The sequence below is a fragment of the Micromonospora sp. NPDC051006 genome, assembly GCF_044456245.1.
Taxonomy (GTDB): domain Bacteria; phylum Actinomycetota; class Actinomycetes; order Mycobacteriales; family Micromonosporaceae; genus Micromonospora.
This window is the reverse complement of sequence record NZ_JBITFP010000015.1, coordinates 8,746-32,294: the sequence shown is the minus strand read 5'-3', so window position 1 is coordinate 32,294 and position 23,549 is coordinate 8,746. Positions and strand designations below refer to the sequence as shown.

Annotated in this window: 20 protein-coding genes; 13 read left to right on the top strand and 7 right to left on the bottom strand. The window is 72.6% G+C overall.

From position 1 onward, the window contains the following. The first annotated feature begins 4 nt into the window (after positions 1–4). The 7 genes from ACIBBA_RS21800 (at position 5) to ACIBBA_RS21770 (ending at position 6,628) form a co-directional block, all read left to right on the top strand. The gene (locus ACIBBA_RS21800) at positions 5–1,333 is read left to right on the top strand and encodes a hypothetical protein (protein WP_396699775.1); all 1,329 of its coding nucleotides are present in this window, start codon (positions 5–7) and stop codon (positions 1,331–1,333) included. Between the two features lie 117 nt (positions 1,334–1,450). After that, a complete protein-coding gene (locus ACIBBA_RS21795) occupies positions 1,451–1,828 on the top strand; it encodes a TraR/DksA family transcriptional regulator (protein WP_396699773.1) in 378 nt (125 codons plus the stop codon). A gap of 242 nt (positions 1,829–2,070) precedes the next feature. Further along, positions 2,071–3,258 carry an RNA ligase RtcB family protein gene (locus ACIBBA_RS21790; RefSeq protein ID WP_396699771.1) on the top strand — a complete coding sequence of 396 codons (1,188 nt, stop codon included), beginning with the start codon at positions 2,071–2,073 and terminating at the stop codon, positions 3,256–3,258. Beyond that, a complete protein-coding gene (gene prfH / locus ACIBBA_RS21785; protein ID WP_396699769.1) occupies positions 3,255–3,890 on the top strand; it encodes a peptide chain release factor H in 636 nt (211 codons plus the stop codon). Before ACIBBA_RS21790 ends, prfH begins: the two co-directional genes overlap by 4 nt. Positions 3,891–4,125: 235 nt before the next feature. Beyond that, complete coding sequence (locus ACIBBA_RS21780) at positions 4,126–4,905, top strand: basic amino acid ABC transporter substrate-binding protein (RefSeq protein WP_396699767.1); 780 nt, start codon at positions 4,126–4,128, stop codon at positions 4,903–4,905. Positions 4,906–4,988: 83 nt separating this feature from the next. Next, on the top strand, positions 4,989–5,783 hold the full coding sequence (locus tag ACIBBA_RS21775) for an amino acid ABC transporter permease (protein ID WP_350870546.1): 795 nt from the start codon (positions 4,989–4,991) through the stop codon (positions 5,781–5,783). 5 nt (positions 5,784–5,788) lie between these two features. Beyond that, the gene (locus ACIBBA_RS21770; RefSeq protein ID WP_396699764.1) at positions 5,789–6,628 is read left to right on the top strand and encodes an amino acid ABC transporter ATP-binding protein; all 840 of its coding nucleotides are present in this window, start codon (positions 5,789–5,791) and stop codon (positions 6,626–6,628) included. Positions 6,629–6,688: 60 nt separating this feature from the next. Here ACIBBA_RS21770 and ACIBBA_RS21765 read toward each other — a convergent pair whose 3' ends face one another. Together ACIBBA_RS21765 and ACIBBA_RS21760 are read right to left on the bottom strand one after the other, a co-directional pair. After that, on the bottom strand, positions 6,689–7,951 hold the full coding sequence (locus tag ACIBBA_RS21765; RefSeq protein ID WP_396699762.1) for a hypothetical protein: 1,263 nt from the start codon (positions 7,949–7,951) through the stop codon (positions 6,689–6,691). A 62-nt stretch (positions 7,952–8,013) separates the two neighbouring features. After that, complete coding sequence (locus ACIBBA_RS21760; RefSeq protein WP_396699760.1) at positions 8,014–8,847, bottom strand: aldo/keto reductase; 834 nt, start codon at positions 8,845–8,847, stop codon at positions 8,014–8,016. A 360-nt stretch (positions 8,848–9,207) separates the two neighbouring features. On the opposite strand from ACIBBA_RS21760, the gene ACIBBA_RS21755 reads away from it, so the two are divergent. After that, entirely contained in the window at positions 9,208–9,960 is a 753-nt protein-coding gene (locus ACIBBA_RS21755) for an alpha/beta fold hydrolase (protein WP_396699758.1), read from the top strand. Positions 9,961–10,048: 88 nt separating this feature from the next. On the opposite strand, the gene ACIBBA_RS21750 is transcribed toward ACIBBA_RS21755, so the two are convergent. Beyond that, entirely contained in the window at positions 10,049–10,864 is an 816-nt protein-coding gene (locus ACIBBA_RS21750; RefSeq protein WP_396699756.1) for an SAM-dependent methyltransferase, read from the bottom strand. A 113-nt stretch (positions 10,865–10,977) separates the two neighbouring features. Then, on the bottom strand, positions 10,978–11,463 hold the full coding sequence (locus ACIBBA_RS21745) for an FBP domain-containing protein (protein WP_396699754.1): 486 nt from the start codon (positions 11,461–11,463) through the stop codon (positions 10,978–10,980). A 58-nt stretch (positions 11,464–11,521) separates the two neighbouring features. Between ACIBBA_RS21745 and ACIBBA_RS21740 the strand changes: the two genes are divergently transcribed. The 3 genes from ACIBBA_RS21740 to ACIBBA_RS21730 all read left to right on the top strand — a co-directional run bounded on the left by ACIBBA_RS21740 (position 11,522) and on the right by ACIBBA_RS21730 (position 14,315). Beyond that, the gene (locus tag ACIBBA_RS21740; protein ID WP_396699752.1) at positions 11,522–12,091 is read left to right on the top strand and encodes a TetR/AcrR family transcriptional regulator; all 570 of its coding nucleotides are present in this window, start codon (positions 11,522–11,524) and stop codon (positions 12,089–12,091) included. 197 nt (positions 12,092–12,288) lie between these two features. Further along, positions 12,289–13,224 carry a rhomboid family intramembrane serine protease gene (locus tag ACIBBA_RS21735; protein ID WP_396699750.1) on the top strand — a complete coding sequence of 312 codons (936 nt, stop codon included), beginning with the start codon at positions 12,289–12,291 and terminating at the stop codon, positions 13,222–13,224. Between the two features lie 566 nt (positions 13,225–13,790). Next, positions 13,791–14,315 (top strand): GNAT family N-acetyltransferase, encoded by a 525-nt coding sequence (locus tag ACIBBA_RS21730; RefSeq protein ID WP_396699748.1) that lies wholly within the window; start codon positions 13,791–13,793, stop codon positions 14,313–14,315. A gap of 34 nt (positions 14,316–14,349) precedes the next feature. On the opposite strand, the gene ACIBBA_RS21725 is transcribed toward ACIBBA_RS21730, so the two are convergent. From ACIBBA_RS21725 to ACIBBA_RS21715, 3 genes are all read right to left on the bottom strand, one after another. Continuing rightward, the gene (locus tag ACIBBA_RS21725; protein ID WP_396699746.1) at positions 14,350–15,240 is read right to left on the bottom strand and encodes an ABC transporter ATP-binding protein; all 891 of its coding nucleotides are present in this window, start codon (positions 15,238–15,240) and stop codon (positions 14,350–14,352) included. Continuing rightward, entirely contained in the window at positions 15,237–18,263 is a 3,027-nt protein-coding gene (locus ACIBBA_RS21720) for an FtsX-like permease family protein (RefSeq protein WP_396699744.1), read from the bottom strand. Before ACIBBA_RS21720 ends, ACIBBA_RS21725 begins: the two co-directional genes overlap by 4 nt. 76 nt (positions 18,264–18,339) lie before the next feature. Next, positions 18,340–18,987: an ABC transporter ATP-binding protein gene (locus ACIBBA_RS21715; protein WP_396699742.1), complete on the bottom strand. Its 648-nt coding sequence runs from the start codon at positions 18,985–18,987 to the stop codon at positions 18,340–18,342. A 183-nt stretch (positions 18,988–19,170) separates the two neighbouring features. Between ACIBBA_RS21715 and ACIBBA_RS21710 the strand changes: the two genes are divergently transcribed. Together ACIBBA_RS21710 and ACIBBA_RS21705 are read left to right on the top strand one after the other, a co-directional pair. Beyond that, a complete protein-coding gene (locus tag ACIBBA_RS21710; RefSeq protein WP_396699907.1) occupies positions 19,171–19,827 on the top strand; it encodes a M23 family metallopeptidase in 657 nt (218 codons plus the stop codon). Between the two features lie 227 nt (positions 19,828–20,054). Then, positions 20,055–23,420, top strand: coding sequence for a S8 family serine peptidase (locus ACIBBA_RS21705; protein ID WP_396699740.1), 3,366 nt, complete (start codon positions 20,055–20,057; stop codon positions 23,418–23,420). Positions 23,421–23,549: the final 129 nt, after the last annotated feature.

Genomic DNA, 23,549 nt, shown 5'->3' with positions numbered 1-23,549 from the left:
ACCGATGTCAGCATTCACGTCATTGCTCGCCGCGTCCGTGCTGGTCCCGGGCGTGGTCGCGGCCGCCGCACCGGCGCCGATCGCGGTGACCGCCGCGGCGGTCACCTGGACCACCGCCAACAGCGCCTCGGCCGGCGACCAGGACCTGCCCGCCATCGCGATGAACCGCACCGGGAAGGTCGCGGTGGTGTGGGAGGACGACCGGGACAGCACCGGCCCCGAGGACGACACCCACAGCGAGATCTTCCTGCGCCTGTTCGGCGACGGCACCCCGGCCTACGAGCTGAAGCTCTCCGGCGGCGGCACCAGCGGCGCCGCCTGGCGCCACATCAGCCCGGACGTGGGGCTCGACGACCGGGGCAACGCGGTGGTGGCATGGGCCGCCGACGGCGACGGCAACGGCGTCTACAACATCCAGTACCGGGTAGTGTCGCCGGCCGGCGCGGTGCTCGGGTCGGGGCAGGCCAACGCCAGCGACGCCGGCCAGCAGATCTGGCCGAGGGTGGCGGTCGATCCGGACGGCGCGCCCAACAACGCCGCCGCGGTCGGTTTCACCGTGGTCTGGGAGGACGTGCAGGGGACCGCCCCCGCCACCGTCAAGGCCGCCGGCTTCACCGCCGCCACCACCAAGGCGTACGAGGTGACGGCCTCGCAGACGACGGGTGCGCACCATCGCCCCGACGTGGCGGTGTCCGCCTCCGGTGAGGCGCTGGTGGTCTGGGACGAGGACGCCGACGCGAACGGCGCGTACAACATCGGGCTGACCCGGCTGGCGCGGTCCAACGGGGCGGTGGCGCTGTCCCGGCGGACGGCCAACGCGCAGAGCGGCGGGCAGCAGCAGCGTGCCTCGGTGGCCGCGAACTTCGCCGGTGACTTCACGATCGCCTGGGAGTCCGACCACACCGGCACCCGCGGCGTCTGGGGGCGCTCGTTCACCGCGGCCGGCGCGCCGCGGCACGCCGAGGTCGAGGTCTCCACCGGCGCCGGGGCCACCGAGGCCGGGGCCGGCATCGACGACCAGGGCAACGTGGTGGTGGGCTGGACGGTGTCGGGCGCGAATCCGGACGTCTGGGCGCGCGGCCTCAACCCGGACGGTACGACCACCGGCCGGCTGGCGGTCCAGGCGCTGAGCCAGACCACGACGGGCCGGCAGGACCAGATGGCCGTCGCCGCGTCGCCCTGGGGCGAGGTGAGCGTCTGCTACACCGACGACAACGACGGGAACTCGTTCGACCAGGTGCTTCTCGGCCTCGGGGCGACGAACTCGACCTGGCTGATGTCGGCCGAGGAGCTGCGCCGGCTGAAGGCGCGGGGCGCGCCGGCCGCGGGCTGAGCCGACCGGTCGGGGCCCGGTGCGCAGGCTCGCCGCCTGCGCACCGGGCCTGCCGCGGGTACGCGTCGCCGGGTCGCCGTGGCAGCCCCGCCGACGAACTGCGCCTACGCTGGGTCGATGGCTGACACTCCGGACCGCGCCGACGAGGCCGTCGTCGGCGCCGTCGGGCGGCTCCGGGCCGAACGCGCCCACACGATCGAGCAGATCGACCACCTGACCAGGGTCGTCGCCGGGATCATCGCCGCCGCGTCGTCGGAGAACACCGATGACGAGCACGACCCGGAGGGCCAGACGATCGCCTTCGAGCGTGCCCAGGCGAGCGCGCTCCTGCGGGAGGCTCGGGAGCGGCTCGCGTCGATCGACCGCGCGGTGGACCGGATCGACGACGACAGCTACGGCCGGTGCGAACGGTGCGGCGGGCCGATCGCGTCGGAGCGGCTCGAGGCGCTCCCGGCCACCCGCACCTGCATCGGCTGCGCCTCCTCCCGCCGCTGAGCCCGGACTCCCACCGGCCGCGCCGGGCGACGGGAGAGGGCCGCCTCCCGACCCCTTCCGGGAAGCTGGACAGCACGCGGTCTCCGCCTTCTCCGCGGGCGAAAACGGCTTGCCGGCCGGGGCGGACTCGGGGAGGCTGCTCGGCATGACGTTCTGACGGACAGCACCCAGCAACCCGCGATTCCGGCGCCGATCGGCGCCGCGCCGCCGTCCGCCATCCTTTCTCCGGAAAGAGAACGTCCTTGTCTCAGCGAGACCCCCGGCGGGTTCCCCCGCCGCAGTCCACCTCGGCCTCCGTCACCGTGTTCGCCTCGGCCGCGAGCTGGATCGAATCCGACGCCCTGGCACAGTGCCAGCAGGTGGCCGCCCTCGACGGCATGATCCACGTCGCCGCGATGCCGGACCTGCACCCCGGCAAGGGCGCACCGATCGGCGCCGCCATGGCATCGACCGTGCTGTACCCGTTCCTGGTCGGCTCCGACATCGGATGCGGCATCGCCGTGTTCCCGATCAGGCTGAAGCGCGTCGTACCCGAGCGGCTCGCCGCCCGGTTCCCCGACCTCGACCGCGCGCTCGACCCCGAGCGCGATGCCGGCGACCCGGCGTGGGCCGTGCTGGCGGGCGACGTTCCCGCCGGTCACCTGGACGGACTCGGAACGGTCGGCCGGGGTAACCACTTCGTCGAGCTGGCCCGGATCGGAACCGTCCTCGATCCGGACCACGCGGACCGGCTCGGGCTCGACGCCGGCGACCTCGTGCTCGTCGTCCACACCGGTTCCCGAGGGCTGGGCGAGCGGATCCTGCGGGCGCACACCGAGCTGCACGGCGCGGGCCCCGCCGCCGATCCCGCCGCGTACCTGGCCATGCACGACGACGCCGTCCGCTGGGGATCGCTCAACCGGCGGCTGCTGGCCGCCCGGGTCGCCCACGCGCTGGGCGCCGAACCCACCGAGCCGATCGTCGACCAGTGCCACAACCTGGTCGAGGTCCGCGACGGGGTCTACCTGCACCGCAAGGGTGCGGCGCCCGGTGACGGTCGGGACGTGCTCATCGCCGGCACCCGCGGCACCCCCTCCTACCTGGTGGCCGCGCACGCCGGCCCGCAGGCCAACCATTCGGTGGCGCACGGCGCGGGTCGCAAGATGTCCCGCGCCGACGCGCTGCGCCGGGGCCGGGCCAAGCACACCGTCGAGGAGCTGCGCCGCACCCCGGTGGGGTCGCTGGTGGTGTGCGGTGATCGCCAGTTGCTCTTCGAAGAGGCCCCGACGGCCTACAAGCGCGTCGAGCAGGTGATCGCCGACCTCGTCGACCACGACCTGGCCACTCCCGTGGCCACCACGGTCCCGCTGGTCACGTACAAGACGGCGGACCTCGGGCCGGCACCCGCACGGGACCGTCGGGATCGCCGACGCGGGGGCGGCCGAGCATGAGATTCCACCTGTTCCTGTCGGCCGGGCGTGGCCCGCAGGAGTGCGCCTGGGCGCTGGCCCGGCTGCTGCGCCGCCTGGAGGTCGACGCCACCCGGCACGACCTGCGGACCCATCGGGTCGAGACCGTCCCCGGCGACCGGCCCGGCACCTACCGGTCGGTCCTGGTCCGGATCTCCGGCGATGACGCCGAGGGCTTCGCCGCCTCGTGGACCGGCACCCTCTGCTGGCAGGCCGCCAGCCCCTACCGGGCCGCCACGGGCCGTAAGAACTGGTACGTCATCGCCCGGCCGTGCCAGGTCGACAGCCCGCGCAGCACGTTCTCCGAGGCGGATGTCGAGGTCGTCGCCTGCCGCACCGGCGGCCCCGGCGGCCAGCACCGGAACAAGGCCAGCACGGCGGTGCGGGCGACCCACCGCCCCTCCGGGCTGGTCGTCGTGGTCGACACCGAGCGGCAGTTCAGCCTGAACCGCCGCCTGGCCCTGCAGCGGCTGCGGCAGCGCATCGAGCGGGGCGACGAGGCAACGGCCCGGTCGGTCACCACCGGCCGCTGGCGCATCCACGACGAGCTGGTCCGGGGCAACCCCACCCGGGTCGAACGGCCCGGACCTGACGTGGACGAAAGACCCGGGTGACGGCGCTCTGCGGGCGTCCCCGACGTCCGGTTGCCCGCCGACTGCCCGATTACCGAGTGTGACGGGTTGCACCATCGGCCCAACGCCTGGACGTGATCTAGGTAAGGCCATTCACATCAGGTACCGTCGCCTGTCACACCGTCTTTGCACGAACCTTGGCTGCCTGTCACAGGAGCCGAAACGGAGGGACCTCGCCGTGAACTTCCATAGCGCAGTCCGCAAGGCTGGCTTGATCGTGGCGATCGGCGCTCTCGCGGTGACCGCGGGATGCGCCAAGAAGGACGAGGGCGAGGTCCAGGCGAGCGGGGTCAAGCTGGTCGAGAAGGACAAGCTGACGGTCTGCACCCACCTGCCGTACGCGCCGTTCCAGTCGAAGGACGCCAGCGGCAAGGTCGTCGGGTTCGACGTCGACGTGATCGACCTGGTGGCCAAGGAACTGGGCGCCGAGCAGAAGATCATCGACACGCCGTTCGAGGGCATCAAGTCCGGCCAGGACCTGAACACCGGCAAGTGCGACGTGGCCGCGGCGGGCATGACGATCACCGAGGAACGGCAGAAGGTCATGAACTTCTCCGATCCGTACTTCGACGCCACTCAGGCCCTGCTGGTCAAGACCGGTAAGCCGTACAAGTCGCTCGACGACCTCAAGGGCAAGAAGGTCGGCGTCCAGGCGGCGACCACCGGCCGCGACTACGCCCGCAAGCACGAGGCCGAGAAGAGCCTGCAGCTCGTCGAGTTCGAGGACCTCGCCGCCCTGCAGCAGGCCCTCGCCAACGGCCAGGTCGAGGCCGCCGTCAACGACCTGCCGGTCTGGACCGAGTACATCAAGGAGCACCAGGGCGGGTTCGAGGTCACGGCCGAATTCGACACCGGCGAGCAGTACGGGTTCTCGGTGAAGAAGGACAGCAACCCGGAGCTGCTCAAGAAGATCAACGAGGTGCTCGCGAAGGCCAAGCAGGACGGCACGTACAACAAGATCTACGAGAAGTGGATCGGCAAGCTGCCGAACGCGTGACCTGAGACTCCTGACCGGAGGGCGTGCGCTGGGCGCGCGCCCTCCGCGTCGGTAACCCGCGCACAGTCAAGGAGCGCCGAACCGTGAAGCTGCGACGCCGCCAACGAGAGCGGCTGTCCCTCTGGCTCCAGTACCTGGCCTTTGTCGTTGTCATCGTGGCGGTGATCTTCGCCGCCGACTGGGGCCGGCTGAGCGATGCGTTCTTCCGCGTCGACATCATCAAGTCGATGTTCCCGACGATCATCACGGTCGCGCTGCGCAACACGATCCTCTACACGCTGGGTGCGTTCGCCTTCGGCCTCGTGTTCGGCACCCTGCTGGCGCTGATGCGGCTCTCCCGGGTGGCGCCGTACCGGTGGGTGGCGACGGCGTACATCGAGCTGTTCCGGGGCCTGCCCGCGCTGCTGGTGCTCTTCCTCGTCGGGTACGGCATCCCCATCGCCTTCCCCGAGCGGGAGATCCCCGGCGGCGTGTTCGGTTCGATCGCGATCGGTCTCGGGTTGACCGCCGCCGCCTACATGGCCGAAACCATCCGGGCCGGCATCCAGGCCGTGCCGAAGGGGCAGATGGAGGCGGCGCGCACGCTCGGCATGTCCCACTTCACCGCGCTGCGCACGATCATCATCCCGCAGGCGTTCCGGATCGTGATCCCGCCGCTGACGAACGAGCTCATCCTGCTCACCAAGGACTCGTCGTTGGCCTACGTGCTCGGCGTGACGGCGCAGACCATCGAGGTCACCAAGTTCGGTCGGGACACGCTCAACGACCGGGTGAACGCCACCCCCCTGCTGGTGGCCGGCTTCACCTACCTGATCATCACCCTGCCCCTGTCCCAGGTGGTACGACGCCTCGAACTCCGCTACGCCAAGGCTCGGTGACCCAGATGACGACCACCCAACCCCGGCCCGCCGTCGAGATCCGTGACCTGCACAAGTCCTTCGGGCCGCTCGAGGTGCTCAAGGGCATCGACTTCGAGGTCGGCCACGGCGAGGTGGTGTGCGTCATCGGGCCGTCCGGTTCCGGCAAGTCGACGCTGCTGCGGTGCGTCAACCTGCTCGAGGAGCCGACCGCCGGCAAGATCTGGGTGAACGGCACCGAGATGACCGATCCGGACGTCGAGATCGACGCGGTACGCCGCGGTATCGGCATGGTCTTCCAGTCCTTCAACCTCTTTCCGCACCTGACCGTGCTGGACAACCTCACCATCGCCCAGCGCCGGGTGCTCAAGCGCGGCCGTGGCGCGGCCGAGCAGGTCGCCCGGGGCAACCTGGAACGGGTCGGCCTGATCGACAAGGCCGACGCGTTTCCCGCGCAGCTCTCCGGCGGCCAGCAGCAGCGGGTGGCGATCGCCCGGTCGCTGTCGATGGATCCGAAGCTGATGCTCTTCGACGAGCCGACCTCGGCGCTCGACCCGGAACTCGTCGGTGACGTCCTGACGGTCATGCGCAAGCTGGCTGAGGACGGCATGACGATGCTGGTCGTGACCCACGAGATGGCGTTCGCCCGGGACGTCGCCGACCGGGTCGTGTTCATGGACGGCGGTGTGGTGGTCGAGCAGGGGCCACCGCAGGACGTGCTCGGCGCGCCGAAGCACGAACGGACCCGCTCGTTCCTCTCCCGGGTCCTCGACCCGACCCACGTCGCCCAGCTCGGCCAGCCCGACCAGCGCCCCGAGCCGGTGGACGGGCCGAGTCTGCCGGCCGACGACCACCGCGACCGTTGAGCGCCGTGCGGTCCTCTCGGCGCCGGACCGCTCGCTGACCCCGCCGCGGCGCGCGACCGGCTACGGCAGCGGCGCGAGATAGGCGAGCATCGCCGCTCGGCTGTCCGGCAGGCCGTACTCGTCGACGAGCATGGCGACGTTGCCGAACTCCTGCCCGTCGATCAGCCAGGGTTCGGGTGACCGGCCCAGCACCTCGGCGAGCCGACGTTGCCGGGGTGCCAGCGCCGCGGCCGGCGTCCCCGCCGGCGCTGGCCCGTCCGGGAACGCGAGGCGCAACGCCGTACCCAACACGGTCAACGACCGGTCGCCGCTGACCGCCGGGAGCCGGTCCAGCAGCGCGTCGAAGGCGCGCTCCGCGTGCTGCGGGCCGAGCTGCCGCAGCGCCAGTCCCGCGTAGCCGCCGAGGTCGCCGTCGAGAAACGGCACCCAGTCGTCCGTCGGTGCGGTCGCCGCGTCGCCGGCCGGGACGGGCGCGTCGGCGGGTGGGGCCGCCGTCCAGGCCAGCAGTTCGTCGACGGTCACCGGGTCGGCCCCGGCGCCCAGCACCCGGGCGCGGCCGACCGCGGCGCCCCAGCGGACCACCGGGCGCGGGTCGGTCAGCCACCGGTCGTCCGGCGCGACGCCGAGCAGCCCCCCGGCCACCAGCATGGTGGCCACCTCGCCCGGCGTGACCCCGGCTCGGGCGGGTTCCCGAGCGGCGTCGATCGCGCGGGCCAGCGCCGCCACGCTGCCCGCGGCCTCCTCCGGAAACCAGGCGAGGGTGTAGGCCGCCCCGATCCGCAACCCCGGGTCGGGGTGGGCCAGGAGGGTGCGCAACAGCGGCACTCCGGCCCGTACCGCGTCGTAGACCGCCAACTCGATGTACGCCCAGAACCGGGCCTGCTCCGACGGGTGGAGGGACTCGACGTACGCGTACTCGACGTACTCCTTCTCGGCCTCGTCCTCGCCAACCCACGGTGGTGGCTTCGCGGCCAGCAGCTCACGCCCGCCCGCCGCGGCCCGGCGGTACCCGGTCACCGGGAAGCCGTCGGGCAGGACGCTCTCGTCGCGCCCGACCGCCAGGGAGGCCAGCAGCCCGAGTACCGCCGTCGGGTCCGGCGTCGCCGGATCGGCGAGCAGTTCCAGCAGGAACGGCACCGCGTACGCGCTCGCCTCGAACCGGCCGCCCTGGTGGAGGATGTTGCTGTACAGCTCGCCCAGGGCCTCGTCGCGTACCGCCGGATCGGGCGATCGGAGCGCGCGCAGCTGGCCGGGCACGTCGTCGGCCGCCCCGTAGGCGTGGCCGAGCCGCCGCCACTGGATGTCGTCAAGTCCGTCGAGCACGCCCTATGCTCTCCCGGCCCCACGGCGACGTGCGGGGCGGGGCGCGGCGCGGACGGGGTGGCTCAGAACTCCTCGTACGTCGCCGGATCCTGGCCCGCGAGGCGCCCGTCGGGGCGACCCAGCGCGGTGATGGCCTCGACCTCCTGGTCGTTGAGCTTGATGCCGAAGACGTCCAGGTTCTCGTCCTGCCGCTGCGGGGAGGCGGCCTTGGGCAGCGGGATCACCTGGCGGGCCACGTGCCAGGCGAGGATGGCCTGCGCCGGGCTGATGCCGTGGGCGGCTGCGATCTCCACGACGGTGCGCTGCTGTTGCAGGTCGTTGCCCCGGCCGAGCGGGCTCCAGGCCTGTACGAGGATCCCGTGCGCGCGGTGGAAGTCGATCGCCTCCTGCTGCGGGAAGTACGGGTGCACCTCGATCTGGTTGACGACCGGGGCGACACCGGTCTCGGCCACCAGCCGGTCGATGTGCTCGGGCAGGAAGTTGGAGAGACCGATGTGCTTGACGAGGCCGCGCTCACGCGCCTCGATCAGCGCGCGCCATGCCTGCACGTACAGGTCGACCCTGGGGTTCGGCCAGTGGATCAGGTAGAGGTCGAGCTGGTCCAGGCCGGTGCGGAACACGCTCTCCTCGATGGTGGTCAGCGCCTCGTCGTAGCGGTGGTGGCGTCCCGGCAACTTCGAGGTGACCACCAGCTCGTCCCGTGCCTGCGCCGAGCGCGCGGCCCGACCCACCGCTCCCTCGTTCTCGTAGTTCACCGCGGAGTCGATCAACCGATAGCCCGCGGCGATCGCCTGACCGATCGCGGCGGCACCCTCCGATCCGGTCAGCTGGTAGGTGCCGAGCCCGATCGCCGGCAACGTCGTGCCGTCGGCGGCCGTCAGATGGGGGATCGCCATGGTTGCTCTGCCTCTCCGTCGACCGTGATCGGCCGGCCAGCACGGCACCGGGGGCCGGCTCGGTCAGGTGGGTGCTCCGCGGCTCGCCTTCGGCGAGACGCGTTCTGACCCTACCCGCGCGGGCCGCGCCAGCCGGGTGGCCCGCGCCCCGGTGCCCCGGCCGGGAAGGGCACGGGCATTGAGCCTCAGCCCACCCGGTCGAGGAAGGCCCGCGAGCGCTGCACCACCAGCGCGGCCGCCGCCGCGGCCCGCGCGACCTGGGCCGGAAGTCGCATCCCGTCGGTGCCGCCCGGGTAGCCTGCGGTGGATGTGCCGCAGCTGCTGGTGTGATCCGCCAGCCCTGGGCTGGGATGGGAGAACGTGGCATTGTCTGTTTCCGGTGAGCGTGCGCCGCTCGTGCTCCTGCACGGTCTGACCTTCGACCGGCGGCAGTGGGAGCCGCTGCTGCGTGAGCTCGACGTGGTCGACCCCGTTCGTCAGACGCTGGCGCTGGATCTGCCCGGCCACGGCGAGTCTCCGCGCCAGGACTCCTATCGGACGGCGGACGTCGCCGAGTTCGTGCACGCGAAGGTGCGGGAGGCCGGCCTCGCGGATCCGGTGCTGGTGGGCCACTCCGTGGGGGCGGTCATCGCGACGGTGTACGCCGCCCGCTATCCGGCCCGCGCCGTGGTGAACCTGGACCAGCCGTTGCTACCCGGCCCGTTCGGGGCTGTCGTGCGTGCGGCGGAGCCGGTGTTGCGCGGCCCGGACTGGCGGCAGATCTGGGACCGCCTGCTGGCTGGAATGGGGATCGAGTCCCTCCCGGCGGATGCGCGCGCGATCGTGGAGACCGCGACCGACCCGCGACCGGACCTCTTGCTCGGCTACTGGGACGAGATCCTGCACGGTTCCGACGAGGCGATCATCGCCGAGCGGCGGCGGGATCTGACGGTCATCGGTGAGCGGGGGATCGACTACCGGTGGGTCACCTCGTCGGAACCACCGGCGGCATACCGGGAGTGGCTGACCGCGGCGCTTCCGACGATCGACGTGACCGTGCTGCCCGGCGGTCACTTCCCGCATCTGGCTCATCCGGCGGAGCTCGCCAGGATGCTCGCCGACCTGCCCGAATAGCCGGGGCCGCGTCGGTGCCCTCACCGGGGCGTGCCCGGCTACCGCTGACGGGCGGGGCGGCGATCGCTGCGCCGCCCGGCCCGCCCGGCTACGGCTTGCGGCCGACGGCCACCAGACCGGAGCTGCGGGACGGGTCGTCGGCGAAGTCCGCCGGATCGTCCGGGGCGGGCCGCCACTGCGGCAGCCACACCACGCCGGGCGCGACCAGGTCGAGGCCGGCGAAGAACCGCTCGAACTGCGGGCGGGTGCGCAGGTGGAACGGGGTCGCGGTGTTGCGCCGATACAGCCCCTGGGCGGTCTGCACGTCGTCGGGGTCGACGTCCCCGCCGTCGGCGCAGGCGTGCGACGCCACCAGGTAGCTGCCCGGCGCGAGCGCCGCCCGCAACTGCCCCACCACCTCGTACGCGAGGTCGTCGTCGGGTACGAAGTGCAGGACCGCGCCCAGCAGCAGGCCGACCGGCTGATCGAGATCGAGCAACGCCCGCACCCGCGGGTGCGTCAGGATGGCCTGCGGCTCCCGCAGATCGCCCCGGATCGCGGTGGCCCGGTCGTTGCCGTAGAGAATCTCCAGGCTCTCCGACACGGCGACGGGGTCGATGTCCGCGTAGACCACCCGGGCGTCGGGCGCGATCTGCTGGGCGATCTCGTGCACGTTGCCCTCGGTCGGGATGCCCGAGCCGATGTCGAGGAACTGCCGCACCCCGGCTCCGCTCAGGTGACCCACGGCTCGCCGCAGGAACGCCCGGTTGGTGCGGGCCAGCACCGGCGCCAACGGGAACATCTGGGCCATCGCCTCGGCGGCGGCCCGGTCGGCCGGGAAGTTGTGCGTCCCGCCGAGGTGGTAGTCGTAGATCCTCGCCGCGGTCGCAGGTTTCGTTCCGCCGTCATCGTCCACACCAGACACCGTTGCGCCTCCCTGATGAGCGTCGCGACGCGTCCCTGCCCTCGACGGGCCGAGCGGGACCCTTCCCGCGGCACCCTATCGAAATGCGCGCACCCGGATCGGGTGAGCGGCGCTCACCCGGCCACCTTCTGCAGGAAGGCGCCGAGGCTGCTGGTGGTCCGTTCGATCTTCTGCTCCAGCGTGATCGACTCGTCGATGCGTCGCCCGGCGTCCTTCTTCCCCCGTAGGTAGAGCGAGCAGGCGAGGTCGGTGCAGAGGTAGGCGCCGACCGAGTTGCCCTGCCGCCCCTCCTTGCCCGCCTTGCGCGCGGTCATCAGCGAGACGCCGTCCGCGGTGTGCGTGGTCAGGCAGAACGAGCACATGCTGCGCCGCGCCTGCCCGGTCTGGGCGGCCACCCGGAGGGCGACCCCGACGAGCCCGGTGGGGGACTCGGCGATCAGGTAGGCCCGCTCGGGCGCGGACGGGTCACGCCAGCCGAAGAAGTCGAGGTCGTCCCAGGGGCGGGTGGCCAGGTCCTTGGGCACGGCCAGGCGCTGCGTCTCGCCCTTGGTGCAGTTGACGAAGGAGGCGCGGACGGCGGCTTCGGTCACCGGTTTCATAGGCATTACTCTAGTATGCCTAGGCAAACGCTTTAATTATCTAGGTGGAGCGTGACACATGGCACGTGCGGGCCTGACCCCCGAGCGGCTGACCCTGGCGGCGGCGGAGCTGGCCGACGAGGTCGGCCTGGAGAACGTGACGATCTCGGCGCTCGCGCGCCTTTTCGGGGTGAAGGACGCAAGCCTCTACTTCCACCTCAAGAACGTGCAGGACCTGCGGATCCGGGTGGCCGGGCTGGCCCTGGCAGAGCTCGCCGACCAGGTCGCCGACGCGCTCGCCGGCCGGGCGGGCAAGGACGCGCTGGTGGCCTTCGCCAACGCCTACCGGGACTACGCGAAACGGCACCCGGGCAGGTATGCCGCGATGCAGGTCGACCTCGACCCGGAGACGGCGGCCGCGAGCGCGGCCCGCCGGCACTCGGAGATGACACGGGCGATCCTGCGCGGCTACCAGCTCTCCGAGCCCGACCAGACGGACGCGATCCGGATGCTGCACAGCACCTTCCACGGGTACGTGTCGCTGGAGCGGACCGGCGGCTTCCGCCACCACCCCCGCACCGCCGACGTGTCGTGGTCCAGAGCCCTCGACGCCCTCGACGCCGTCCTCAGGAACTGGCCGCCGGAGTGAACTCCGCCGTGGCCGACCAGGGGATCGGCGAGTGCGGTTCGGCTCCGGGGCGGGCCGGCACGACCGGCGCTGGACGGGGAAGCGCGCGCCGGTCCTGACCGCTACCATGACGCGGCTGACGCGTCCGGAGGCGTATCACCCGGCCACCGACGCGCCGCCACCCCCAGCGGCAGACCTCCCAGGATCCGGACACCTCAATGGACAGTTTGAACACCGAGCAGCCACCGTCCGAGGCGAACGCCACCTGCTTCCGGCACCCTCGTCGAGAGACGTACGTGCGGTGCACCCGGTGTGACCGTTCCATCTGCCCGGACTGCATGCGCGAGGCGCCCGTCGGGTTCCGCTGTCCCGAGTGCATCCGCTCGGAGAACCGCACGGTGCGGCAGTCCCGCACCGTCTTCGGCGGCCGGGCGCTGGGCCGGCCGGTGGCGACGTACGTGCTGATCGGTCTCAACGTCCTGGTCTATCTGGCCGAGCTGGTGTGGCCGGCGATCATCTCTCGGTTCGACAGCCTGGGCACCGGCCTGGTCGACGAGAGCGGCAGCTACTTCGTCGACGACGGCGGCAGCTACGCCGGCTACCAGCTCGTCGGCATCGCGCACGGCGAGTGGTACCGCCTGATCACCTCGGCCTTTCTGCACACCGAACCGACCCAGGGTTTCTTCGGGATAACCCACATCCTGTTCAACCTGTACTGGATCTGGGTGCTCGGGCGGATCCTGGAGGAGCGGCTGGGCGTGCTGCGTTTCCTCGCCGTCTACCTGCTCTCGGCGCTCGGCGGCTCGGTGTTGTTCTTCCTGGTCGATCCGCATTCCGCCGCGATCGGCGCGTCCGGCGCGGTCTACGGCCTGGCAGCCTGCTATTACGTGGTCAGCCGCCGCCTGCGCTACGAGCCACTCGACCGCAACCGGATGCTGATCCTGTTGACGGTGTGGTTGGTGATCTCCGCCGGGTTCACCGCCTGGCAGGGCCACCTCGGTGGCCTCCTGGTCGGCGCTGCGGCAGGCGCGGGAATGGCGTACGCGCCGCAGCGCCGTCGTGGCCTCGCGCAGGCGGCCGTGGCAGTGGCGCTCGCGGTCCTGCTCCTGACGCTCGTCGTGCTGAAGGCGCTGAACCTCGACCCGGCCGCCTAGGTGGTCCTGCCCCCACCCTGACCAGTTCGGTCCGGTCGCGTTCCGGCACTGACGCTGACAGCCGCGCCACACGGTTGCGGCGGTGGCGGATGGATGCCGGCCGTTAACGGTTCGACGGTGCCGCGGGACCCTGACACAGTGGCGCACCATGACGAACGGCGAGCTTGTGACGGCCGCGGACGTGCGGCTCATGCAGGGTCTGGCGCAGCGGGTCACCGCCACCCGCCCGGATCTGGTGAACAGCGACGCGACCTTCGGCGAGCTGGCCTGGAACTGGGGCAAGGGGCACGCCGGCTACGGCGCGACCTGGCGGCGTCGGTTGTGGTTCTCGGGCGGGGATCTGGTGGCGTGGAGCTGGACGCATCTTCCGCACCAGGTCAGGCGGAGCGACGGGTCGGTGCAGGACGTCACCGGCGCCTATCTGGCGTATCAGGTCCACCCCGACCACGCCGGGCTGGTCGACGAGGTGATCGACTGGTACGACGCTACGGCGGCGGACGTCGCGCGTAGGGTGATGCCGAGCGCCGTCGATCAATTCGCCCTACAGCGTTGGGCGGCGCACGGCTATGAGACCGACCCGGCCTCGCTCGGCGACACCGGGTCCTGGACCCAGCTCAGCGAGCGGGACCTCACTGACGTGGAGCAGCCGGTGCTGCCGGGCGGATTCCGGTTTCGCACCGCCGACGAGGCCGGGCCGGAGGCCGCTGTCCAGGCCCATCTGGACGCCTGGGCTCCCTCGACGAGGGCTACCAGGGCGTCCGGCAGGCGGCGGGGTACCGCGGCGACCTGCACATCCTGGTGGAGGCGCCGGACGGGACGATGGCGTCCTCGACGATCATGTGGCTCGACGAAGCGAACAGGACCGCCGAGTTCGAGCCGGTCGGTACGCACCGGACTACCGGCGTCGGGGGCTTGGACGGGCGATGCTTCTGCACGGGATGCGGTTGGCGCGGGCGGCCGGAGCCACTCACGTGACGGTCGCCTGCCTGGGTGCGCCGGGGCATCCCCAGGCGCGCGGGCTGTACTACAGCGTCGGGTTCCGGGAGTTCACCCGGGACGCGCCGCTCCTTGCGGCCGGAACCGCGGGTTGAGGACCGGTCGTCAGCTTCGCCGTCGCCCGGCGAATCACCGCTCCGCTCGGCCATCCTGTCGTTGCGCGGAGGCCGTGGGCTTCACCGTCGCGTCCAAGGTGATGGAGTCCGCGGTGTGGTCGACCGCGAAGAGCGTGCCGGGCGGAAAGGCCGCCAGCGTCTCGGGCGGCAACTGGATGGTGCCGTCCCCGGCCACCACGGCGAATTCCCGGCCGTCGCGCCCTTCGGCCCCGACCCGACCGTCGCGGATGGTCACGGCCCGGCCGAGCCGGGTACCGACCTCGGCATCGTGGGTCACCACGACCACGGTGGTTCCGCGCTCGGAGTTGATCGTGTCCAGGGCCGCGAGCACCTCGTCCCGGCCGGCGCTGTCGAGTTGACTGGTCGGCTCGTCGACCAGGAGCAGACCCGGCCCGGCGGCGAGGCCCTGGGCCAGGGCGGCCCGCTGGCGCTGGCCCGGGGTCAGGTCACCGGCCCGCCGTGCTCCGGCGTCGGCGAGGCCGACGAGGTCGAGCACCGCCTCCGGCGGATCCAGTCGGCGCCCGGCGAGACGGGCCGCGGATCGCTGCGCCAACCAGACGTTGCGCGCCAGCGACACGTACGGCAGCAGGTTGCGCTCGGCGCCCTGCAGCACCGTGCCCACCATCGTCCCGCGCAGGGTGGCCAGCTCGGTCGTGGACAGCCGCGACAGGTCGTGGTCGGCCACGTACACCCGTCCGGCGCTGGGCCGCATGAGCCCACCGAGGATCGACACCAGGGTGGACTTTCCGGAGCCGGACGGCCCGACCAGCGCGAGCATCTCGCCGGGGGAGATGTGCAGGTCCACACCGGAGAGCGCGACCACGTCGCCGGCTGGAGTCGAGTAGATGTGGATCAGCCGGTGGCAGGTGACCGCCACGCCCTCGTCGGGCACCCGCGCGGTCACCGACGGCTCCGCCGGCGGACCGAGGCGGCGAAGACCTGGCCCAACACCGCCGCGGTCACCGCGAAGACGGCCACCGCCGGCACCGTGATCAACACCAACCGGCCGGCGTCCGGCCAGACGGGGACCGGGACGGGCGACCGGCCGTCGACGAAGAACCGCTGCCCGGACCGGGCCAGCATCCAGATCAGTACTGTGGCGAGCCCGCCCGCCGCCGTGGCGACCGCGACCGGCCACCCGTAGCTGCCGCGAACAGCACGCGCGGGCACACCCTGCCGGCGGAGCGCGACCAGCATGGCCACCCGGTTGCGCTGCTCCGCCGCCGCCATCGCGACCAGACCACCCGCCCCGATCAGGACCCCGGCCAGCGCGGCGAACAGGTTGAAGGTCAACGCCAGCGAGGGAGCCTGCCGGTCGAAGTCCGCCCGGGCGGCGGGGATCGTCCGGTCGTAGCGCACCACCAGACCCCGCTCGCGCAGTCGGTCGAGCACGTCGGCGGGTGCCGCCGGGCCCAACCACACCTCCTTGACCCCGGACTGCCCGCCGACGGCGGGCCGGTCCACGTAGTCCAGGTCGACCAGCAGACCGGTTCCCCCCAGCCGGGGCAGCCGGTCCACCTGGCCGACGACCCAGGCCGTGGTCGGCAGCGAGTCGACTCCCTCGTACGGGTGCTGCCAGCCGACGGGTGTCAGCTTCGAGCGGGTCAGCCAACCGGGTACCAGCTCCGGCGTATCGGCCACCCTCAGGGAGATCGGCCTCGGCCGCCGGCCGTCCGGCGCCTCGACGCCCAGAGCTGGACCACCCTCGGTCACGCCGTACATCGCGACGTCGTCCAGCTTGGACATCCGCCACCGGTTCAGCTCGGCGAACTCCGCGCCGCTGACCTGCACCGGGTCGGCGTCGTCCGAGCGCAGCTCGTTGAACTGCAGGCGGAGCGGTTGGGGGAGGGCGAGCGGTGTGGTGATCTCGAACCCGACCAACCGGCACTCCGACGCGCACTCCGGCGCCGCGACGGAGTATCCCTTCCGACCGGGAACGATGGGGGTGCCCGCACTGACCCGACGGGTGCCGTTCGTGCTGGCGATCAGGGCGTAGAGGCGGGGCTGGGGCTTGCCGAAGACCGCCTCGTCGTAACTGGCCGTCAGGTCGACAGTGAGCAGACGTCCCCGCAGGAGGATCGGTGGGAGCGGATCCGGGCGGAGCGTCCGGGTCAGCTTCGCCAGGTCCGCGCCGTACGACGGGTGCGGCGCGACGACGGCCGCAAGCCGGTCGGAGTCCACGGCGAGGACCGGGGTGCCGACCTCGTCGGCGAGGTTCGTCACCACCGTGGCCATCGCGAACCGCCGCTCGGGGTCGACGGCCCGGACGGCTTCGAGCAGATGCCGGCGCGACAGCGCGTCGACGCCGACCACCCGGGGAGCGCCGACCTCGAGGGTCGCCCGATCCGCGTAGGCGGCCGACGCGACCTCCCGCGCCGCCACGGTGAAGGCGAGCATCGCGACAACGACCGTGAGCAAGGCGATCAGGGGTCGGAACCGTGGCTGCCGGGCCACCTGCACGAGCGGAAGGCCGATCCGGGTCCGGCCGCGTGCCAGCAGTGCCGCGCCGGCCGCCGCCCCCACCAGCATGGCCACCCGCGCCAGCAGGAAGCTGACCGCGAGCGCGCCGACGACCGGTGCCAGCAGGGCGAGCCCGCTGGGTGACCCGCCGGCGCGCAACTGCACCGCGGCCGCGGCGGCGAGGGAGACCGCGACCAGGTCGGCGGCGCTCGCCCGCCAGCCACGGGCTCGCGCCGGCACCCGCCGGAGCAGATCGACGACGGGTGCGGCCAGGGTGCGGGCCTGGGCCAGCAGGACCGCGACGAGCGCGCCGACGGCGGCGACGGTGGCGTAGCCGATCGCGGTGGTGTTCAGCGTGACGTCGGCGTCACCGGTCAGGGTGTGCGCGGCGAGCAGCTCGGTCGCGGCGAGGCCGGCCAGGCAGCCGAGCGGGATCGCGGCCAGCGCGGGTGCGGCGTGTTCGCCGATCGCCAGCGCCCACAGCCGGCGGCGCTGCAGCCCGCGCAGCAGCAGCAGGCCCTGTTCCGGTCGGCGTTCGTCGGCGGCCGAGCTGACCGCCACGAAGAGCACCAGCCAGCAGAGCAGGACGAGCAGCGCGGCACCCAGCGTCACCCCGGCCGCCAGTTGGTCGCGCTGCAGCGCGATGCGATCGAGCAGGTTGGGCAGGGCGGTGCCGACTCCGATCTCGAACTGCCTCGCGTCGCGGCCCGCCGCCGAGACCGCGGTGCGCAGCCCGTCGGTCGGCTGCGTGTGCAACAGGTGCTCGGTGACGAACACGTCCGCCGTCGGCTGGTGCAGAAGGGCGTCGTCGTCGGGGAGCCGTGCCGACTCGGCGGTGAAGATGGCGTCATCGGCGCCGCCCACCGCTGACGTGGCCGGTGTCCCCGGTGCGGGCGCCCGGAGAAGCTCGTGGCCCATCCAGTACGGGTCGGTCGCGTCGACGGGCCGGTACACACCGGACACCCGCAGCGGCACCGCCTTGAACGTGATCTCACCGCCGGCCGCGACCTTCAGGTGCGCCGCGGTGCCCGCACTGACCATCACCTCGGGCCGTTCGCTCGCCGTGGTGGACGCCGGGCAGCGGCCGGTCACCACGACCCGCTCGCAGATCCCCGTGCGGAAGACCAGGTTCGTCGTCACGGCCGCCGCCGGGCCGCGGGCGACGCCACCGGACTGCGAGCCGAAGACGACGTCGAAGCCGGCCGGTGCGAGCTGCTCGACCTCGTCGGCGAAGCCGGACCGGGCCGGATCACCGGGCATGCCCGGGGACTCCTGGATCGCGACGAACCGCAGCCGGCGCTCCTCCGGTGTGGCGGCGGAGAGTTCCGCGTCGGCCAGGACCCGCCCCGCGGCGGCCGCGTACATCGGTGCGACCGCGGCCGCGGCGCCGGCGAGCACCGACAGGAGCAGCACCGCCACGGCGTGTGCCCGGCGGGCGGCGAGTGCTCCTGCGATCACAGCCAGCATCGACAGCCATACTATGAGCGGCCGAGAATCGGGATGGCCCGCGACGAGGATCGATACCCGACGGTTACCGTCCTGCTCAGCCGCGCACGCGCTCCGCTCGCCCGTCGACGAGGTGCAGCTCCGCCTCGCAGCCGGCGGCAACCTCCGGGTCGTGGGTGGCGAACACGACGGCCACGCCCCGCCGCGCCTCGTCGTGCAGCAGGTCGAGCACCCGCTGCCGGTTTCCGGCGTCCAGCTCGCTGGTCACCTCGTCGGCCAGCAGCACCTCGCCGCGCAGCGCCACGCCGCGGGCGATCGCCGTACGCTGCTGCTGGCCGCCCGACAGCTCCTCCACGAGCTGGTCGGCCTGGCCGGCGAGACCAAGGCGGTCCAGCGTCGCGGCGGTGAGCCGGCGCGCCTCGGGGGCGGTGACGCCGCTGCCGACCAGGGCCACCTGCAGGTTCTCCGTCGCGGTCAGGATCGGGGCCAGGCCGTTGTCCTGCGGAATGAGGACGACCCCGCGCTGCACCGCGTGATCGCGGTCCCGCAACCGCTGGTCGGCGACGCTCACCGTGCCGGTTCGGGGCCGCAGCAACCCTGCCATCGCGTGCAGCAGGGTGGTCTTGCCGGCACCGGACGAGCCGGTCACCGCCAGCATCCGGCCCGGCCGGACCGTCACCGAGACGCCGCTGAGCACGGCTGGTGCGTCGCCGTAACCGACGGACAGGTCGTCAATCGCCAACATGTGCAACCGCTTCCTCCGGCGCTGCTCTCCCGGCAGACTCGCACGGCGGGCGGGCGGGGTACAAGGCATCGGACGGTCCGCCGCATCAGGCCGGCGGCAGCGAGGGTGCCCGAGCCGTTGTGCCCGAGCCGCCGGCCCGAGCGGTCACGCCATCTGACAGTCGGGGCCTTGCCGGCGTCTGTCATGCTCTGGACGGTGACGACCGGCCACCCCTCCCGCTTCCGCCACCGCCGTCGCGGGCCACGCCGTACCCTTCGCCTGGTCCTCGTGCTCGGCGCGGTCGCAGCCCTCGTCGCGATCGCCGTGGTCGTCGTGCCGCTGCTGCGGCCCGCGGGTCCGCGCCCGCTCTTCCAACTCCCCGTCGCCTGCGGCGAGACCTGGCAGCTCGGTACCTATCCCGGCCACGACGACTACGACGTCGACCTCTTCCCGACCGAGGGCGAGGCGTGGGGGAGACCCGTGCTCGCCTCGTACGCCGGCACGGTCACCGTGGCGGGGATCAACGGCTCCCTGGGTGGGCGCACCCCGGAGAACCCGGAGGGGCCGCGCGGCCGTGGCGGGGGCTACTGGGTGAAGATCGACCACGGCGGCAAGTGGGAGACGCAGTATCTGCACCTGCTCGAGCCGCCGCTGGTCCGGGTTGGTCAGCAGGTCGCGCAGGGCGACCAGATCGGGCGGCTCGGCAGCACCGGCAACTCCGGCGCTCCGCACCTGCACTACGAGCAGCGCCGGGGCTGGGAGAAGGTCGAGACGTACTTCGACGGATCGGCGTCGGGCATCACGAACGACGACACCGAATACACGGTCCGGCGTCAGAGCAACAACTGCCCTACCGGGTGACGTTTGGCGCGGTCCGCTGGTCCGGCCGGCACCACGAAGGTGTGACCTGATGATCTCCCCCGACGTCGGGGAGAGCAACGGCGAACCAGCCGGGAAACGGTTCTGGCACCGGCCGCTCAGTGCCGCGCAATCCGTTGCGCCGCAGGGCATTGCGGTGCGGTCGCCGCACATAGGATCTTGCTCCACGCCGCGCAGGAGCGCGGCGTCCAGTGGAAACAGGGAGCAAGATGCACAGGACGATGCGGTGGCTGATGGCCGTCGCTGTCACGGCGACGGCGTTCGGCGCCCTGCCGGGCAACCCGGCCACGGCCGCCACCGACAATGCCGCCCCGGCGGGCGCAGCCGACGCCCGCGCCGGCGGGAAGACCTACACCGTCACCCTGCTGACCGGGGACGTGGTGACCGTACGCAGCAGCGGGTCGGGATGCCCGCAGGCCACGGTGCGGCCGGCCGAGCCGAACGCGGTGATCCGGCAGACCTGCGGCCCGGACGGGCATCTGCACGTCATCCCCGCGAAGGTCGCGGCCCGGATCGGTCCGGTCCTCGACCCCGACCTCTTCGACGTCACCGCGCTCATCACCGACGGCTACGACGACGAGAACACCGCTGAACTGCCGGTGATCGTCCAGCCGGCCACGAAGTCGGCCCGGGTGGCCGCCCTCGACGACGTACTGCCACTGCCCAGCATCGACGCGGTGGCCGGCCACGTACCCAAGAAGAACCCGGCCACCGCGAAGCTGGCGACGAACTCGCTGCTCGCCGGCGCGAAGAAGATCTGGCTGGACCGCAAGGTCCGCGCCACCGCGCTGACCGCCGGCGGACACGGCGGCGCAGACCGCGGCGACCTCGACCGGAACCTGGACCAGATCGCCGCGCCCGAGGCCTGGCGGGCCGGCTACACCGGCAAGGGGATCCGGGTCGCGGTGCTCGACACCGGCGCCGACTTCACCCACCCGGACCTGGTCGGCCGGGTCGCCGACCGGGCCGACTTCACCGCCGAGGGCGGTGACGCCGTCGACCACAACGGCCACGGTACGCACGTCGCGTCGACCATCGCCGGCACCGGCGCGGCCGCCCGCGGTCAGCGTCGTGGCGTGGCGCCGGACGCCACGCTGGTGATCGGCAAGGTCCTCGACGACCACGGCTACGGTGACGACTCCGGAATCATCGCCGGCATGGAGTGGGCGGCCACCCGGGCTGATGTCATCAACATGAGCCTCGGCGGCAGCGACGCGGACGACGGCAACGACCCGCTCTCGCTCGCCGTCGACGGTCTGAGCGAGCAGACCGGCGCGCTCTTCGTCATCGCCGCCGGCAACAACGGCGCCGCCATCTCCGCGCCCGGCTCGGCCGCCAGCGCGCTCACCGTCGGCGCCGTCGACCGCGACGACAATCTCGCCGACTTCTCCAGCCGCGGCCCGCTGGTCACCAGCAACGTGGCCAAGCCGGAGCTGGTCGCGCCCGGCGTCGACATCGTCGCGGCGCGGGCCGCCGGCACCAACCTCCAGGACCCCGTCGACCGCTACTACGAAAGCATCAGCGGCACCTCGATGGCTGCGCCACATGCGGCGGGCGCCGCCGCGCTGCTCGCCCAGCGGTATCCGGACTGGACGGGAAAGCAGCTCAAGGCCGCCCTCGTCGGCGCCGCCGACCCGCTGACCGGCGTCGACCCGTACGCGGTCGGCGCCGGACGGCTCAACGCCGCGCGGGCCCTCAACGGGCCGGTCAGCAACCAGCCGGTGGTCAACCTCGGCACCTTCGCGTACCCGCAGTCCGGGACCAGCGAGACGACGCTGAGCTGGACCGGTGTGCCGACGCCGGCGACGACCGTCCTCGACCTCGACGTGTCGGTCGTCAACCACGACGGAGCGCCGGTACCGCGCGGCGCGGCGACGCTGTCGACGAGCCGGCTGACCCTGAAGCGGGGTGTCACCGCCGGCACGACGCTCCGGCTCGACCGCGCGGCACTGGCCGGCAGGCCGGGCTTCTACCTGGCCACCGTCACCGCCCGTACCGCCGGCCGCAAACTGGTCTCGACCACGCCGGTGAGCTTCTACGTCGAGCAGCCCAGCTATGACCTGACGATCCGCACGAAACCGCTGTCGGGACTTCAGGACGGGGCGGAGACCTGGATCAACCTCATGGTCACCAACCTCACCGACCCGCTGCTCTACTACGGTGGGGCGGGCGGCACGCCCGGAGACACCTTCACGCTTCGGGTTCCGGCCGGCCGTTACGCGGTGCTCGGCGCCTCCGTCGCCTACTACGTCGACAGCGACGTGCTGGAGACGACGCTCACCGGTGAGGCCGACCTGGACGTGCGTAGCGCCCGGAGCGTGACGCTCGACCCGACGCGGACCAGGCCGGTGACGGCGACGGTCGACGGGGTCCCCACCACGCCCACCCGGATCGACTTCACCAACCTCCAGACCGCGTCGAACGGTCTGTCCTGGTGGCACCAGATCAGTGGGTACGGGGGTGCGACGACGGTCCGTACGTCCCCGCTGCCACAGCCCAGCATCGGATCGCGGCGAACCTGGGCGGCTGTCAACCTGAACTCGCCGGCCGGCGCGGCCGACCCGTACCGCTACAACCTGGTGCACGAGTACCCGAACGGGGTGCCGGCCGAGCCCGCGTACCGGGTGACCAAGGCCGAGCAGGCCAAGCTGGCCCGGATCGACGAGCGGTTCCACCAGATGGATTCGCCGGGGATGGTCACCCAACTGGTCCGTACCGGCTTCACCCCCGACGGGGTCGGTGTGACCCAGACCCACGAGGGGAACCTTCCGCCGTACCGGACCGACTACGTCTCGCCCGGCATCCGCTGGGCCGACGAGGGCGTCTACGGTGGACTGTCGGCCCAGGAGGCGCCGCGCAGCTACCAGCCGGGGAGCCGGCAGACGAAGATCTGGGCGCGGCAGCCGCTGCGCTCCGGCTGGTACGACGACCCGGCCGGCGCCAGCTGGAGCTGTGCCACCCCACCGTCGCGGACCCGGGGCAACCTGCACGTCGACCTGGCCACCCTGGTCGACCAGCACCAGCGGGCCGACTGCCTGCAGGGCAACACGATCGGGGTGCGGCGCAAGCTGTCGCTCTACCGCGACGGCAAGCTCGTCGAGGAACGCGACCGCCCGCTCGCCGACTTCACCGTTCCCCAGCGGGCGGCGGACTACCGGCTGACCCTCGACGTCGACACCAGCCTGATCCTGCCCGTCTCGACCAGGGTCAACACCTCCTGGACGTTCCGGTCCGCCGGACCGGACGGGACCGGGAGCGTGCCGTTGCCGCTGCTCGCCGTCGACTACGCGCTGCCGATGGACAGCGACAACCACACCGTTGGTGGCAGCGCCGAGTTCGCCGTCCGGCAGGCGCGCGGCGTGCCCGCGCAGAAGGTGACCTCGTTCCAGGTCTGGACCTCGACCGACGACGGCGCCACCTGGAAGGCGGCCCGGGTGACCCGAAACGGGGAGAGCTACCGGGCCGAGCTGCCGAAGGGACCCGCCGGCGGGGCCGTGTCGCTGCGGGTGAAGGCCGACGGCAACGGTGGTAGCGGGATCGACCAGACCATCATCCGGGCGTACCACGCCGGCTGATCGTCACCGCGCTGGTGGGGGCCGCCCCCCCGGGCGGGGCGCCCCCCCCCCCCCGCGCGCGCGGGGGGGGGGGGGGGAGGCGGCGCCGCGCCGGCCCGCGCGGGCGGGGCGGCCGCGGCGGCCGGGTGG

Coding starts and splice junctions, on each gene's coding strand:
- ACIBBA_RS21800 (WP_396699775.1), top strand. CDS start 5: ATGTCAGCATTCACGTCATTGCTCGCCGCGTCCGTGCTGGTCCCGGGC.
- ACIBBA_RS21795 (WP_396699773.1), top strand. CDS start 1,451: ATGGCTGACACTCCGGACCGCGCCGACGAGGCCGTCGTCGGCGCCGTC.
- prfH (WP_396699769.1), top strand. CDS start 3,255: ATGAGATTCCACCTGTTCCTGTCGGCCGGGCGTGGCCCGCAGGAGTGC.
- ACIBBA_RS21770 (WP_396699764.1), top strand. CDS start 5,789: ATGACGACCACCCAACCCCGGCCCGCCGTCGAGATCCGTGACCTGCAC.
- ACIBBA_RS21760 (WP_396699760.1), bottom strand. CDS start 8,847: ATGGCGATCCCCCATCTGACGGCCGCCGACGGCACGACGTTGCCGGCG.
- ACIBBA_RS21745 (WP_396699754.1), bottom strand. CDS start 11,463: ATGAAACCGGTGACCGAAGCCGCCGTCCGCGCCTCCTTCGTCAACTGC.
- ACIBBA_RS21740 (WP_396699752.1), top strand. CDS start 11,522: ATGGCACGTGCGGGCCTGACCCCCGAGCGGCTGACCCTGGCGGCGGCG.
- ACIBBA_RS21735 (WP_396699750.1), top strand. CDS start 12,289: ATGGACAGTTTGAACACCGAGCAGCCACCGTCCGAGGCGAACGCCACC.
- ACIBBA_RS21730 (WP_396699748.1), top strand. CDS start 13,791: ATGAGACCGACCCGGCCTCGCTCGGCGACACCGGGTCCTGGACCCAGC.
- ACIBBA_RS21720 (WP_396699744.1), bottom strand. CDS start 18,263: ATGCTGGCTGTGATCGCAGGAGCACTCGCCGCCCGCCGGGCACACGCC.
- ACIBBA_RS21715 (WP_396699742.1), bottom strand. CDS start 18,987: ATGTTGGCGATTGACGACCTGTCCGTCGGTTACGGCGACGCACCAGCC.
- ACIBBA_RS21710 (WP_396699907.1), top strand. CDS start 19,171: ATGCTCTGGACGGTGACGACCGGCCACCCCTCCCGCTTCCGCCACCGC.
- ACIBBA_RS21705 (WP_396699740.1), top strand. CDS start 20,055: ATGCACAGGACGATGCGGTGGCTGATGGCCGTCGCTGTCACGGCGACG.